Source organism: Pseudoroseicyclus sp. H15 (assembly GCF_054353345.1).
This window is the reverse complement of sequence record NZ_JBTHJE010000008.1, coordinates 120,301-132,970: the sequence shown is the minus strand read 5'-3', so window position 1 is coordinate 132,970 and position 12,670 is coordinate 120,301. Positions and strand designations below refer to the sequence as shown.

The window sequence follows — 12,670 nt, the reverse complement described above, 5'->3', positions numbered from 1 at the left end:
CAGCCTGATTGCAGTTTCGCGGCCCGCGGCGCCTTGCTTCAGCGCTGTTACGGGGCCTTGCGATTGTCTGGCGACTACCAGCGGGGAGTTGCCTCACCTCACCGGTCACCTTGAGTAAACATGGGCTGAGCCAAAGGGCAAGCCCTATCCGCCTCTGGGCAACGATATGGCACGAAAAGGGGGCCGTACAACCGGATAAAGGGAAATTCGGGCCGCCATCAGCCGAAATGAGCCGAGACAACCCTGTCTCGCCCATCGAGATCGCGGATGATGGCGACCTGCGTGAACCCTGCCGCATAGGCGAGCTGCATCACCTCGCGCCCCTGCGTCGGGCCAATCTCCATCAGCAGGCGCCCGCCGGGCATCAGGTAACTGGGCGCGCCGCCCACGATGTCGCGGTAGCAGCTCAGCCCGTCACCGCCATCGGTGAGCGCCAGATGCGGCTCGTAGTCGCGCACCTCGGGCTCGAGCTCTGGCAGCTCGTCCTGCGCGAGATAGGGCGGGTTGGCGACGATCAGGTCGTATTGCCCGGTGACACCGTCGAACCAGTCGGCAACGGCGAATTCGGACTTCACCTCAAGGTTCAGCGCGGCGGAATTACGGGCGGCAACGGCCAGAGCCTCTGGCGACAGATCGGTGCCCAGCCCGCGCGAGCCAGGCATTTCTGCCAGCAGCGTCAACAGGATGCAGCCCGTTCCTGTGCCCAGATCGAGCACCCGCTCGAAGGGCCGCGCCAGCGCGACCTCGATCAGCATCTCGGTCTCGGGCCGGGGATCGAGCACATCCGGCGAGACCACGAAGGGCCGGCCGTAGAACAGGCGCTGCCCGGTGATGTGGCTGACCGGCTCGCGCGCCTCGCGCCGGGCGATGCAGGCGGCGTAGGCAGCCGCGTCACCCTCCTCCACCGGCTCGGGAAGCGCCAGCGTCAGGCGGCCCGGTTCCAGCCCCAGGGCATGGGCGAGCAGGCGGCGGGCATCGACGGCCGGGTCGGGCACGCCGGCGGCGGTGAGGCTGCGCACGGCCTCGGCCAGCAGCTCGGTGCCTCTCACGCCTCCATCTCCGCCAGCAGCGCCGCCTGCGCATCGGCGGTCAGCGCGTCGATCACCTCATCGAGGTCGCCGCCCAGCACGGCATCGAGCTTGTAGAGCGTCAGGTTGATGCGGTGATCGGTCAGCCGGCCCTGCGGGAAGTTGTATGTGCGGATGCGCTCGCTTCGGTCGCCTGTGCCGACCTGCGCCTTGCGGTCGGCCGAGCGGCTCTCGTCCACCCGGCGACGCTCCATGTCGTAGAGACGGCTGCGCAGCACCTCCATCGCCAGCTCGCGGTTGCGGTGCTGGGACTTCTGGCTCGACGTCACGACGATGCCGCTCGGGATGTGGGTGATCCGCACAGCGGAATCGGTGGTGTTCACGTGCTGACCACCGGCGCCAGAGGAGCGCATGGTGTCGATGCGCAGATCGTTCGGGTCGATGGCGATATCCACCGCCTCCGCCTCGGGCAGCACTGCAACCGTGGCAGCGGAGGTGTGAATGCGCCCGCCGCTCTCCGTCTCTGGCACACGCTGCACGCGGTGCACGCCGCTTTCATATTTCAGCCGGGCAAAGACCCCCTGCCCCTCAATCCGCGCGATCACCTCTTTCAGCCCGCCGATTTCGGTCATCTGCTCTTCGATGATGTCGAACGACCAGCCGCGCGCATCGCAATAGCGCTGGTACATGCGCAGCAGATCTGCTGCGAACAACGCCGCCTCTTCGCCGCCGGTGCCGGGGCGGATCTCGATCATCGCGGGCCGTGCGTCGGCGGCATCCTTGGGGATGAGGGCGAGCTGCAGCGCGGCCTCCGCCTCCTCGATGCGGCGGCGGAGCACGGGCAGCTCGTCTTCGGCCAGCTTGCGCATCTCGGGGTCGCTCAGCATCGCCTCGGCCTCGGCCTTGTCGGCCAGCAGCGCGCGGCGCGTCTCGGCCGTCTCGTGCACCGGCTTCAGCTCGGCATATTCCTGCGCGAGCTTCACCATCTCGCCACCCGAGGCGCCCGAGGCCATGCGCGCCTCGAGATATTCGAAGCGGGAACGGATCTGGTCGAGCTTGTCTTGCGGGATCATGGGGCGTCCTTCTGGCCCGCCCGACCTACTCCCCGGGGCCGTCCGCTTCAAGTTGCGCGAGCCAATGCTCCACGCGCTTGCGGTTCACGCCCATGTCGCCCTTTCCGAAGCGCAGCCGCCCGTAGACGCTGAGCTTGCCGTCCGCCACGCGCGCCGTGGTGAAATCGGGAAAGCCCCACAGCGCCGAGCGGGTGCGCCAGGTGATCATGTCCTCACCGGGGCTGCCCGCGATACGCACGGTGCGCGGCGTGGCCAGGGCTATGGCATCGAGATGAGATAGCAGCTCCGGCCCGGGTTCGTTGATCGGACGAACGGCGAGGAAGCTGCCCTCCTCAAGGTAGTCGCCCGGTGGCTCATCGGCGGGCGGCACATGCCAGACAGACTGGTCTGTCGGCGCCAGACGAACATAAAGCCCGAAGACGACGACGATCACGACGAGCACGATCAGGATGATGGCGAGCGTCTTCATGAGCGACGGTTCCACAGCATGAGGCAGAGGATCTCCATCGCCACATGGGCGCCGGCCACCGCCGTCGCGCCGCCGGCATCGAAGGGCGGAGAGACTTCGACGATGTCACCGCCAACGATATTGGTGCCCGCCAGATCGCGCAGGATCGCGGCGGCCTGCCATGAGGCGAGGCCACCCCAGACCGGTGTACCGGTACCGGGGGCGAAGGCGGGGTCGAGCCCGTCGATATCGAAGGAAAGGTACGTAGGCCCCTGCCCCACAATGCTTTTCGCCTTGGCGACGGTGGCCGCGACGCCCTGCTCATGCACCTCGCGGGCCGTGATGACGTTCACGCCGCAATAATCCTCGGTCACCGTACGGATGCCGATCTGCACCGAGCGGGCCGGATCAACGAGGCCGGTTTTCACCGCCTTGTACATCATGGTGCCGTGGTCGATGCGGGACATGTCGTCGTCGGGCCAGAGATCGCTATGGGCGTCGAACTGGATCACGCCGAGGGGCCCGTATTTCTCAGCGTAAGCGCGCAGGATCGGCAGCGTGATGTAGTGATCGCCGCCCAGCACCACGGCGCCGGACACATGCGTCAGCATGCCTGCCATATGCGCCGTCAGCGCCGCCGGAAACTCCGAGACCATCGCGTAGTCGAAGGCCATATCGCCGTAATCGACGATGTCGAACTCGCTGAGCGGGTCGAATCCGTCCCAGCCGAAGGGCGGGTCATAGGGCTGCAGCGTGCTCGCCTCGCGGATGGCCCGGGGGCCGAGGCGGGTGCCCGGGCGGTTCGTCACCGCCTGGTCGAAGGGCACACCGGTGATGGCGAGGTCCGCCCCCGCCAGATCCTTGGTGTAACGCCGGCGGAGGAAGGAGGTGGCGCCGCCAAAGGCGTTCTCCCCCACCAATCCACGTGAAGATCGCGCCGTAAAGGCCTCATCGACCTTGGCTTTCGCATCCTGCAGAGCCATCAGGCGACCTTCTCGCCTTCGCGAACCAGCTGGTCTGCCACCTGATCGAGCGAGGCGCGCAGCTTGGTGATGATCTCCTCAACCTCGCCTTCGCTGATGATCAACGGCGGCGACATGACGTTGAGATGCCCCATCGGGCGCACCAGCAGGCCCATCTTCTCGGCGGCGTTGGAGACGCGCTTGCCGATGTCGATTTCGTCGGGATGCAGCGCCTTCGTCTCCTTGTTGGCGACATTCTCGATGCAGCCGATCAGAACATCGCCGCGGGCCTCGCCCACCAGCGGGTGATCCTCCAGCGATTTCAGGCCCTTCTGGAACAAAGCTCCAACGTGCTTGGCATGGTCCAGCAACCCATCGCGCTCGATGATCTCGATGCTCTTCAGCGCCGCGGCGCAGGCGATCGGGTGGCCGGAATAGGTGAAGCCGTGGGTGAACCAGCGGTCGCCCGACATCTCCTGCCAGAGGCCTTCCGAAAAGATAAGTGCACCAAGGGGTTGGTAGCCGGAGGTGAGGCCCTTGGCCGAGGTGATCATGTCGGGCACCACGCCGAACTTCGCCTCGGACGAGAACCATTCGCCCAGGCGCCCGAAAGCGGTGACCACTTCGTCTGCCACCACGAGAATGCCGTGCTTGTGGCAGATCTCGGCCATCCGCTTGAAGTACCCTTCCGGCGGGATGATCACGCCGCCAGAAGCCTGCACCGGCTCGGCGAAGAAGGCGGCGATCTTGTCGGCGCCTACCTCGGCGATCTTTTCTTCGAGCTCCTTCACCAGGAAGTCGGTGAAGCCCTCCGCACTCACCCCTTCCGGCCGGCGATAAGGATTTGGTGCGGAAAGGTGGTGTATGGTCTTCTCGAGGTAGCTGAACTCCTCGATCCGGTCGCCGTTGCGCATCCCGATGGAGGCGGAGGCGAAGGTCGAGCCATGGTAGCTGGCGTGGCGCGAGAGGATATGCGTGCGCCCCGGGAAGCCGCGGTGATGCTGCACGAATTGCGCCATCCGGTAGGCGCTGTCCACGGCGGTGGAGCCGCCGGTGGTGAAGAGCGTACGGGTAAAGCCCGTGGGCGCGATCTCGGCGATCTTGGCGGCGAGGCGGGCCGAGGGGGCGTTACCCATGTCGACGAAGGTGGAGGTATAGGCGAGCGTCCGGGCCTGCTCGGCCAGCGTGTCTGCCATTTCCTCGTTGCCGAGGCCAATCTGTGTGCACCACATGCCGCCGACAGCGTCGAGATATTGGCGGCCGTCCTCATCCCAAAGATGAACGCCCTTGCCCTTTGTCATCACGAGCGGCCCATCGCGCTCGGCCTGCTCGAAATGCGTCCACGGATGCATGTGATGGTCGCGGTCGAGCGCCGCGAGTTCTGAAATGTTGTTTGTCATAGCCTCACTTGGCTCCTCGGCAGGCAGAACGTCAAGACTGACTGAACAGTCAATATGGTGAATTCCGCGATCACGCTGGCAGCGCCCGCTCGACCAGGCGGGCGAAATAGCTGGCCCCGTAGGGCGCCGTCTCGTCGCTGAAATCATAGGCCGGATGGTGCACATCCGCTGTGTCGCCATTGCCGAGGAAGATATAGGCGCCGGGCCGCGCCTTCAGCATGTACGAGAAATCCTCGCCGCCCATCTCGGGCAGCGCCTCGCGGCTCTTCAGATGGCCGACCTCCTCGGCGACGTCGAAAGCGAAGTTCGCGCAATCGGCGTCGTTCACCGTGGGCGGCTCCCATTCGATGTAGTCGAGCGTCACCTTGACGCCGAAGGTCGCCTCCACCCCGCTGCAGATCTCGGCGAGGCGCCGCTTCGCCGTGGCCTGCGCGTCATCGGAGAAGCTGCGCACGGTGCCCGAGAGCTGGGCCTCGCCGGGCGTGATGTTGTTGGCGGTGCCGGCATGGAACTGCGTGACCGCCACGACCAGCCGGTCGAGCGCGTAGTGATCGCGAGACAGAATGGTCTGTATGGCGGAATGAATGGCGACGCCCGCCGTGATCGGGTCGCGCGTCAGATGCGGATAGGCGCCGTGGCCGCCCTTGCCCTCGACGCGGATCTCGAACTCGTCGATGCCGGCCATCGCGGCGCCGGTATTGCCGTAGAACGTGCCGATCGGCGTGCCGGGCATGTTGTGGATGGCGTAGACCTCTTCGACCTTCCAGTCGTCGAGCACGCCGGCCTTCACCATCACATCGGCCCCAGAGCCCCATTCCTCGGCCGGCTGGAAGATCAGCACGGCGGTGCCGGCGAAATTGCGCGTCTCTGCCAAGTACTTGGCGGCACCAAGCAGCATCGTGGTGTGCCCGTCATGGCCGCAGGCATGCATCGCGCCCGGCACGGTAGAGGCATGCGGCTTGCCCGATTGCTCCTGCATCGGCAGCGCGTCCATATCGGCCCGCAAGCCTATCGCGCGCCCGGGCGCCCTGCCCCGGATGATGGCGACCAGCCCCGATTCCGCAATGCCCTCATGGATCTCGTCCACCCCGAACTCGCGCAGCTTCTCGGCCACGAACGCCGCCGTCTGGTGGCAGTCGAAGCGCGTTTCCGGGTGGCGATGCAGGTGCTGCCGCCAGGCGGCCATCTCGCTGGCATAGTCGGCAATGCGGTTGAGGACGGGCATGGAAATCTCCGGGAGGTTTGGGCATGAAGAAATCCAAACGGCCGGGGGATGTCCATGGATGACGCGCTGATCTTCGACGAGACGCTCGACGATGGCCTGCAGATGCGGCGGCTGCTGGCGATCATGGCCCGCCTGCGCGACCCCCAGACGGGCTGCCCTTGGGACATAGAACAGACGTTCCAGTCTATCGCACCCTACACGATCGAAGAGGCCTATGAGGTCTCCGATTCGATCGAGCGGCAGGATTGGCGGGGGCTGGAGGGGGAGCTGGGCGACCTGCTGCTGCAGTCTGTCTACCATGCTCAGATGGGCGCCGAGGCCGGGCATTTCACCTTCGCCAGCATTGCGAAATCGGCCAGCGACAAGATGGTTGCGCGCCATCCGCATATCTTCGGCGACGAAAGCCGCGAGAAGAGTGCCGAGCAGCAGACAGCGGACTGGGAGCGCATCAAGGCCGCCGAGCGCGCCGATGCCGGCGAGGACCGCGTGCTGGATGGCGTGGCGCTTGCCCTGCCCGAGCTAATGCGGGCGGCGAAGCTGCAGAAGCGTGCGGCGCGGGTTGGCTTCGACTGGCCAGAGATCGGCAACGTTTTGGAAAAGCTACAGGAAGAGGCGGAGGAGCTGGCAGAGGCCCGCGACCAGCTCGGGCCAGAGGAGATTGAGGAGGAGATGGGCGATCTGCTCTTCGTCGCCGCCAACCTGGCTCGCTGGCTGGGGGTGGAGCCCGAAGCAGCGCTGCGCCGAGCAAACGACAAGTTCACGCGGCGGTTCAGTGTGATCGAAGACAGACTTCATGCAGAAGGCCGCTCGCCTGCCGACGCCAGCCTGGAAGAGATGGACGCAATCTGGAACGAGGTGAGGGCCGCCGACAAGGCAAAGTGAGGTGGCCGGCTATTGCCCGATACATTCTGTCAGGTATACGTGGCGCAACCAGTGAAAGGCCCAGTTCATGACCCGTCTCCCCCTCGTTCTTGCCCTTCTCGCCAGCCCCGCCGCGGCTGATGTGAACATCTACACCACCCGCCAGCCCGAGCTAATCACGCCCGTGCTCGATGCGTTCACCGAAGAGACCGGCATCGCCGTCAACCTCGCCTTCGTGCAAGAGGGTCTGCCGGAGCGGCTGCGTGCCGAGGGCGCGCGCTCGCCGGCCGATCTGGTGATGGTTGTCGATATCGCCAACCTGCAGCAGATCGTCGATACCGGCGCCATTCAACCGGTGCAGAGCGACGTGCTGGACGCCGCCGTTCCCGAGAGCCTGCGGGAGCCGGATGGCCTGTGGTACGCCCTGACCACCCGCGCCCGCATCGTCTACGCCAGCAAGGATCGGGTCGCCGATGGCGAAGTGACGACCTACGAAGCGCTGGCCGATCCCGAATGGCAGGGCCGCATTTGCACCCGCTCGGGCACGCATAACTACAACCTCGCGCTTCTTTCCGGCATGATCGCTCATCATGGCGAGGAGTATGCGCGCGAGTGGGCCGCTGGGCTGAAAGCCAATCTCGCCCGCAAGCCGCAGGGCAATGACCGCGGCCAGGTGCGCGCCATCTGGGCCGGCGAATGCGATATCTCGCTCGGCAACACATATTACATGGGGCTCATGGTCAACGACCCCGAGCAGCAGGAATGGGCCAATTCCGTGCGCATCGTCTACCCGACCTTCGAGGATGGCGGCACGCATGTGAACATCTCGGGCATCGCGATGACCGCCGCCGCGCCGAACCGCGAAGAGGCGCTGCAGCTGATGGAATTCCTCGTCTCGCCCGAGGCGCAGGCGATCTATGCCGATGTGAACAACGAATTCCCGGTGCTGGAGGGCGCTGAGCTCTCCAACCTGGTGGCAAGCTGGGGGCCCTTCACGCCGGACGACGTGTCGCTGGCCGAGCTGGCCGACCACCGCGCGGCGGCACTGCGGATCATGGAAGAGGTGAACTTCGACGGGTGAGCCGTTCAGAGGGCGGAAACCATATGGTTTCCGCCTTCGATTTCCATATGGAAATCGATCCTACCGCGCCGCAAGCGCCTCGGTCAGCAGGTCGCGCACCGCGTCGCCCGGCACATCCGACGTCACGAAAGCCTCGCCGATCCCGCGGGCCAGGATGAAGCGCAGGCGCCCGTCCTGCACCTTTTTGTCCTGCATCATCAGGCTCATGAGCGCCTCGGCATCCGGCAGATCGCCTTCGATGTCCGCCAGGCTCCGCTTGGTGCCCATTGCCGCCAGATGCGCGGATACGCGGCTCGGGTCTTCCTGGCTGCACAGCCCAAGCCTTGCCGACAGCTCGAAGGCTAAAGCGCAGCCGATGGCGACGCCTTCGCCGTGCAGCAGGCGGTCAGAATAGCCCGTCGCCGCCTCCAGCGCGTGACAGAAGGTGTGGCCGAGATTGAGCAGCGCCCGGTCGCCCTGCTCGGTCTCGTCGCGGGTGACGATCTCGGCTTTCATCTCGCAGGACCGGCGGACGGCATGGCGCAAAGCCTCCGGCTCGCGCTCCTTCACCGCCTCGGCGTTCGCCTCCAGCCAGCCGAAGAACGCCGAGTCTCCCAGCAGCCCGTATTTCACCACCTCGCCATAGCCGGCGAGGAAATCGCGCTGTGGCAGGCTCTCCAGCAGGCCAAGGTCGGCCAGCACCAGCGAGGGCTGGTGGAAGGCGCCGGCGAGATTTTTGCCCTGGGCTGTGTTGATGCCGGTCTTGCCACCGACGGACGAGTCTACCTGCGCCAGCAGCGTGGTGGGGATCTGCACCAGCCGCATGCCGCGCCGCGCAGTCGCGGCGGCAAAGCCCGCGAGGTCGCCGATGACACCGCCACCAAAGGCGACGATCAGATCTGTCCGTTCGAACTTGCCTTCGAGGATGAACTCGGTGGCCCGGCGCAGCCCCTCCCAGCTCTTGGTCGCCTCTCCAGGCTCCAGCACCAGCCACTCGGAAGCGATGTCGCCGAGGCCGGCTTCCAACGCCGCGCGATGCGCCTCGGCCACCCGCGCCTCCGTGATCACCGCCACGCGGGGCTGGCGCAGGAGCGGCGCGAGATGCACCGCCACTTCGGCCACCAGGCCCTCGCCGATGCGGATCTCGTATTCCCGGGCGGGCAGCGGCACGAAGACCGTCTCGTAACCCATCAGATTGTCTCCAGAATATCCGGTCGCTCGCGCAGGGCCGCCAGGGCCCGGCCCGTCGTCTCGTCGATCGAGGCGCGGGGTTTCGAGGTTACATGCACCTCGGCCAGTTCGTAGATCGGGCGGCGCGCCTCGTGCAGGTCGGCGAGCGTCTGGCGCGGGTTGGCGGTGGCGAGGAGCGGGCGGGTGCTCTTGTGGCGCACCCTCTCCCACAGCGTCGGCAGATCGGCATCGAGCCAGAGCGCCACGCCGGCATCGCTGATCGCCTGACGGTTGCGCTCGGCCAGATAGGCGCCGCCGCCGGTGGAGAGGATGCAGGGGCCGCCGGCCAGAAGGCGCTGGATGACGGCGGCCTCGCGATCGCGAAAAAAGCTCTCGCCGTCGCGGTTGAAGATCTCTGCGATGCTGGCCTGCGCCGCCTCTTCGATGGCCGCATCGGAGTCGACGAAGGGCACGCCAAGCCGGGCCGCCAGCGCCTTGCCGATGGCGGTCTTGCCGGAGCCCATCATGCCGACGAGCGCCACCGAGCGCCGCAGCCGCATCACTCCCTGTCTGGCCAGAGGCTCTTGCATGGCTCCCCTTCGTTGGCCCAGCCTTGCCGATTGGCAGGGCGGCGCCTTCAATGACGTGATCTTACGCAAAAGACCATATATAAACGCGGCAACAAGAAGCAGGGCAAAGACGAGGCAACCTATGTGGCGACTGATCAAAATATTGATCTACCTGATTATTCTAGCAGCCATTGCGTTGATCGTCTTCGCCTATCTCGGCCCCATCTTCATGCCCGGCGATTTCGATCCGCCCGCGCAGGAGATGAACATGCCGGTGGATATCGGGCGATGAGCCCGATGCGGCAGCCTGATCGCCCGAAAGGGCGGCGCACGGCCCCTGCCCTGACGGCGGCGCTGGCCCTGCTGGTGCCGCTCGCCGGGCCGCTGGCCGCACAGGAATCGCCGCTCTCGGCGATCGACTGGCTGTCGCGCTCTGTCGCCGCCGCACCGCCAGAGCAGGCGGGCCCGAGCGAGCCGCCGGTGGCCGAAAGCGGCGCGCCGCCAAGCATCACCGTCACCCCGCTCGACGATGCCTCGCTCGACGGCATCGGGCTGTATGGCCCCGCTGAAACCGGCCTGCCCGCCAATCTGTGGAGCGGCAGCGACGAGACGATGCTCGTTACCCTCATCGCGGCCGAGCGGCGCCAGTCGCTTCCCGCAATCGACGAGTTCTTCGCCCTGCTCCTCCTGGCCCAGGCCGAACCGCCGCAGGGCGCCACAACGGAAGACGGGCTGTTCCTCGCCCGTGTCGACAAGCTGCTCGATCTGGCGCGGCTGGGCGAGGCCGAGGCGCTGCTAAGCGTGGCAGGCGTCGAGAAGCCCGGCACCTTCCGCCGCTGGTTCGACATCTCGCTGCTCACGGGCACCGAGAATATCGCCTGCGCGCAGATGCAGTCGCGCCCCGCGCTGGCGCCCACCCTGCCGGCCCGCGTCTTCTGCCTCGCGCGCCAGGGCGACTGGAATGCTGCGACGCTGACGCTCGGTACCGCTCGGGCCATCGGCGCCGTCAGCGACGAAGAGCTGGAGCTGCTCACGCGCTTTCTCGACCCGGCCCTGGCCGAGGGCGAGGCGCCCCTGCCCGACCCTGAGCGTCTGTCGCCGCTGAATTTCCGCCTCTACGAGGCCATCGGCGAGGCCATGGCCACCGGCCCGCTGCCGCTGGCCTTCGCCCATGCCGAGCTGCGCGGCCTCTCCGCCTGGCGGACAGAGGTGGAATCGGCCGAGCGCCTGGCTCGCGCCGGTGCGATCCCGCCGCAAGAGCTGGCACGGATCTATCTCGACGGCACCCCCGCCGCCTCGGGCGGCATCTGGGACCGGGTCGATGCCGTGCAAAAGCTCGACCGGGCGCTCGACCGCGGCGACGACGAGGCCCTGGCCGAGGCTCTGCCCCGGGCGGAACAGCTGCTGGGCGCGGTGCATCTGCAGCCCACCCTCGCCCGTCTCGTCGTGCCCCGCCTGAGCGGCAAGGAGCTTTCGGGCCCGGCCGCCGCCGCCGCCTTTCGCCTCGCCCTGCTGACCGATGATTACGAGGCCGCCGCCCAGGCGCATGAGCCTGCGAATGACGACGAGCGGTTTCTCACCGCCATCGCCCGCGGCAAGCTCGACGATATCGCCACGCGCGGCCCCAGCGAGGCCGCCATCGCCTCGGCCTTCAACGGCCTGGCGCCGCCGGATGTGCTGCTCGACCTCGCGGATGAGGGCCGGCTGGGCGAGGCCCTGCTGCGCGCCATCGCGCTCTTCAACGAAGGGCTCGCCGGTGACCCGCAGGCCGTGGCCGAGGCGCTGGCCTTCTTCCGCCATGTCGGGCTGGAGGATGTCGCCCGGCAGGCGGCCCTGCAATACCTGCTGCTCGAGGATGACGTTTGACCGCCCAGGGCACCTCCTCCGCCCCCTCCAGTATGGAGGGGTGGATCTCTGTCTATCTCGAGGCGGCGCAGGCCGAAGCGGGCGCCGCGCAGAACACCCTGCTCGCCTATGGGCGCGACCTGAAGGATGCCGCCGGCCATCTCGCCGCCCGCCGGCTCGATTTCGCCCGCGCCAGCGAGAGCGACATCACCGGCTATCTGGTTGCCTGCGAGGCGGCGGGCCTGTCGAAGGCCACGCGGGCGCGGCGGCTCTCTGCCCTGCGCCAGCTCTTCCGCTTCGCCTATGAGGAGGGCTGGCGGGCCGACAACCCGGCCATCAAGCTCAAGGGCCCCGGCCGCAGCAAGGCGCTGCCGCAGGTGCTGAGCGAGGCCGAGATGACGCAGCTGGTCGAGGCCGCCAGTGACGGCCGCGACGGGCTCCGCCGCGCCTGCCTGCTGGAGCTGGCCTATGCCACGGGCCTGCGGGTGACCGAGCTGGTCTCGCTGCCCCTCTCGGCGGCCCGCGGCGAACCCGCCATGCTGCTGGTGCGCGGCAAGGGCGGGCGGGAGCGCATGGTGCCGCTGGCCGGGCCGGCCCGCAGTGCGCTCGCCGCCTGGGCCACGGCCCGCGAGCGGCAGGAGGCGGCGGCGAAGGCGGCCGGCCAGCCCGGCTCTCGGGCGCTCTTCCCCTCTCGCGGCAAGGCCGGGCACCTGACCCGCCAGGGCTTCTTCGCCCTGCTCAAGGAGCTTTCCGTCGAGGCGGGCGTCGACCCGGGCAAGGTCACGCCCCACGCCCTGCGCCATGCCTTCGCCACCCATCTTCTGGCGGGCGGCGCCGATCTGCGCTCGATCCAGCTATTGCTCGGCCATGCCGACCTCTCCAGCACCGAGATCTACACCCATGTGCTGGACGAAAAGCTCAAGGAGCTCGTGCTGACCCATCACCCCATGGCGCGCCGAGGCGCCAAGGCTTGAAGCCGCGCCCCCGCGGCCCCATAAATACCTAACCCCACAGGACAACCCCAGGCCC

13 protein-coding genes are annotated in these 12,670 nt (G+C 67.3%); 5 read left to right on the top strand and 8 right to left on the bottom strand.

What is annotated here, in order from left to right; all coding sequences use genetic code 11:
* Window positions 1-218 precede the first annotated feature (218 nt).
* The 6 genes from prmC to ACXN5S_RS18545 form a co-directional block, all read right to left on the bottom strand.
* On the bottom strand, window positions 219-1,049 hold the full coding sequence (gene prmC, locus ACXN5S_RS18570; protein WP_458606972.1) for a peptide chain release factor N(5)-glutamine methyltransferase: 831 nt from the start codon (window positions 1,047-1,049) through the stop codon (window positions 219-221).
* Window positions 1,046-2,101, bottom strand: coding sequence for a peptide chain release factor 1 (gene prfA / locus ACXN5S_RS18565; protein ID WP_458606971.1), 1,056 nt, complete (start codon window positions 2,099-2,101; stop codon window positions 1,046-1,048). The genes prmC and prfA overlap by 4 nt, the downstream gene beginning before the upstream one ends.
* A gap of 25 nt (window positions 2,102-2,126) precedes the next feature.
* The gene (locus tag ACXN5S_RS18560; protein ID WP_458606970.1) at window positions 2,127-2,570 is read right to left on the bottom strand and encodes a DUF1499 domain-containing protein; all 444 of its coding nucleotides are present in this window, start codon (window positions 2,568-2,570) and stop codon (window positions 2,127-2,129) included.
* Window positions 2,567-3,532, bottom strand: a complete 966-nt coding sequence (speB, locus tag ACXN5S_RS18555; protein ID WP_458606969.1) for an agmatinase — start codon at window positions 3,530-3,532, stop codon at window positions 2,567-2,569. The genes ACXN5S_RS18560 and speB overlap by 4 nt, the downstream gene beginning before the upstream one ends.
* A complete protein-coding gene (locus ACXN5S_RS18550; RefSeq protein ID WP_458606968.1) occupies window positions 3,532-4,911 on the bottom strand; it encodes an aminotransferase in 1,380 nt (459 codons plus the stop codon). Before ACXN5S_RS18550 ends, speB begins: the two co-directional genes overlap by 1 nt.
* 70 nt (window positions 4,912-4,981) lie before the next feature.
* Window positions 4,982-6,136 (bottom strand): M20 aminoacylase family protein, encoded by a 1,155-nt coding sequence (locus ACXN5S_RS18545; RefSeq protein ID WP_458606967.1) that lies wholly within the window; start codon window positions 6,134-6,136, stop codon window positions 4,982-4,984.
* A 54-nt stretch (window positions 6,137-6,190) separates the two neighbouring features.
* On the opposite strand from ACXN5S_RS18545, the gene mazG reads away from it, so the two are divergent.
* Together mazG and ACXN5S_RS18535 are read left to right on the top strand one after the other, a co-directional pair.
* Entirely contained in the window at window positions 6,191-7,018 is an 828-nt protein-coding gene (mazG, locus tag ACXN5S_RS18540) for a nucleoside triphosphate pyrophosphohydrolase (RefSeq protein WP_458607017.1), read from the top strand.
* 67 nt (window positions 7,019-7,085) lie between these two features.
* Complete coding sequence (locus ACXN5S_RS18535) at window positions 7,086-8,078, top strand: Fe(3+) ABC transporter substrate-binding protein (protein ID WP_458606966.1); 993 nt, start codon at window positions 7,086-7,088, stop codon at window positions 8,076-8,078.
* Window positions 8,079-8,138: 60 nt separating this feature from the next.
* Here the strand turns inward: ACXN5S_RS18535 and aroB are convergent, their stop codons facing one another.
* Together aroB and ACXN5S_RS18525 are read right to left on the bottom strand one after the other, a co-directional pair.
* Window positions 8,139-9,248, bottom strand: coding sequence for a 3-dehydroquinate synthase (gene aroB / locus ACXN5S_RS18530; RefSeq protein ID WP_458606965.1), 1,110 nt, complete (start codon window positions 9,246-9,248; stop codon window positions 8,139-8,141).
* Window positions 9,248-9,817, bottom strand: a complete 570-nt coding sequence (locus ACXN5S_RS18525) for a shikimate kinase (protein ID WP_458606964.1) — start codon at window positions 9,815-9,817, stop codon at window positions 9,248-9,250. Before ACXN5S_RS18525 ends, aroB begins: the two co-directional genes overlap by 1 nt.
* A gap of 142 nt (window positions 9,818-9,959) precedes the next feature.
* On the opposite strand from ACXN5S_RS18525, the gene ACXN5S_RS18520 reads away from it, so the two are divergent.
* From ACXN5S_RS18520 to ACXN5S_RS18510, 3 genes are read left to right on the top strand one after another with little or no spacing between them, the layout of a single operon-like run.
* The gene (locus ACXN5S_RS18520; protein WP_458606963.1) at window positions 9,960-10,088 is read left to right on the top strand and encodes a hypothetical protein; all 129 of its coding nucleotides are present in this window, start codon (window positions 9,960-9,962) and stop codon (window positions 10,086-10,088) included.
* 5 nt (window positions 10,089-10,093) lie between these two features.
* Window positions 10,094-11,662, top strand: coding sequence for a hypothetical protein (locus tag ACXN5S_RS18515; protein WP_458606962.1), 1,569 nt, complete (start codon window positions 10,094-10,096; stop codon window positions 11,660-11,662).
* A 32-nt stretch (window positions 11,663-11,694) separates the two neighbouring features.
* A complete protein-coding gene (locus ACXN5S_RS18510; RefSeq protein ID WP_458607016.1) occupies window positions 11,695-12,615 on the top strand; it encodes a tyrosine recombinase in 921 nt (306 codons plus the stop codon).
* Window positions 12,616-12,670 lie beyond the last annotated feature (55 nt).

Excerpts from the sequence above, each read along its gene's own strand:
- prfA (WP_458606971.1), bottom strand. The coding sequence starts at position 2,101 with ATGATCCCGCAAGACAAGCTCGACCAGATCCGTTCCCGCTTCGAATAT.
- ACXN5S_RS18560 (WP_458606970.1), bottom strand. The coding sequence starts at position 2,570 with ATGAAGACGCTCGCCATCATCCTGATCGTGCTCGTCGTGATCGTCGTC.
- speB (WP_458606969.1), bottom strand. The coding sequence starts at position 3,532 with ATGGCTCTGCAGGATGCGAAAGCCAAGGTCGATGAGGCCTTTACGGCG.
- ACXN5S_RS18550 (WP_458606968.1), bottom strand. The coding sequence starts at position 4,911 with ATGACAAACAACATTTCAGAACTCGCGGCGCTCGACCGCGACCATCAC.
- ACXN5S_RS18545 (WP_458606967.1), bottom strand. The coding sequence starts at position 6,136 with ATGCCCGTCCTCAACCGCATTGCCGACTATGCCAGCGAGATGGCCGCC.
- mazG (WP_458607017.1), top strand. The coding sequence starts at position 6,191 with ATGGATGACGCGCTGATCTTCGACGAGACGCTCGACGATGGCCTGCAG.
- ACXN5S_RS18535 (WP_458606966.1), top strand. The coding sequence starts at position 7,086 with ATGACCCGTCTCCCCCTCGTTCTTGCCCTTCTCGCCAGCCCCGCCGCG.
- aroB (WP_458606965.1), bottom strand. The coding sequence starts at position 9,248 with ATGGGTTACGAGACGGTCTTCGTGCCGCTGCCCGCCCGGGAATACGAG.
- ACXN5S_RS18525 (WP_458606964.1), bottom strand. The coding sequence starts at position 9,817 with ATGCAAGAGCCTCTGGCCAGACAGGGAGTGATGCGGCTGCGGCGCTCG.
- ACXN5S_RS18515 (WP_458606962.1), top strand. The coding sequence starts at position 10,094 with ATGCGGCAGCCTGATCGCCCGAAAGGGCGGCGCACGGCCCCTGCCCTG.
- ACXN5S_RS18510 (WP_458607016.1), top strand. The coding sequence starts at position 11,695 with ATGGAGGGGTGGATCTCTGTCTATCTCGAGGCGGCGCAGGCCGAAGCG.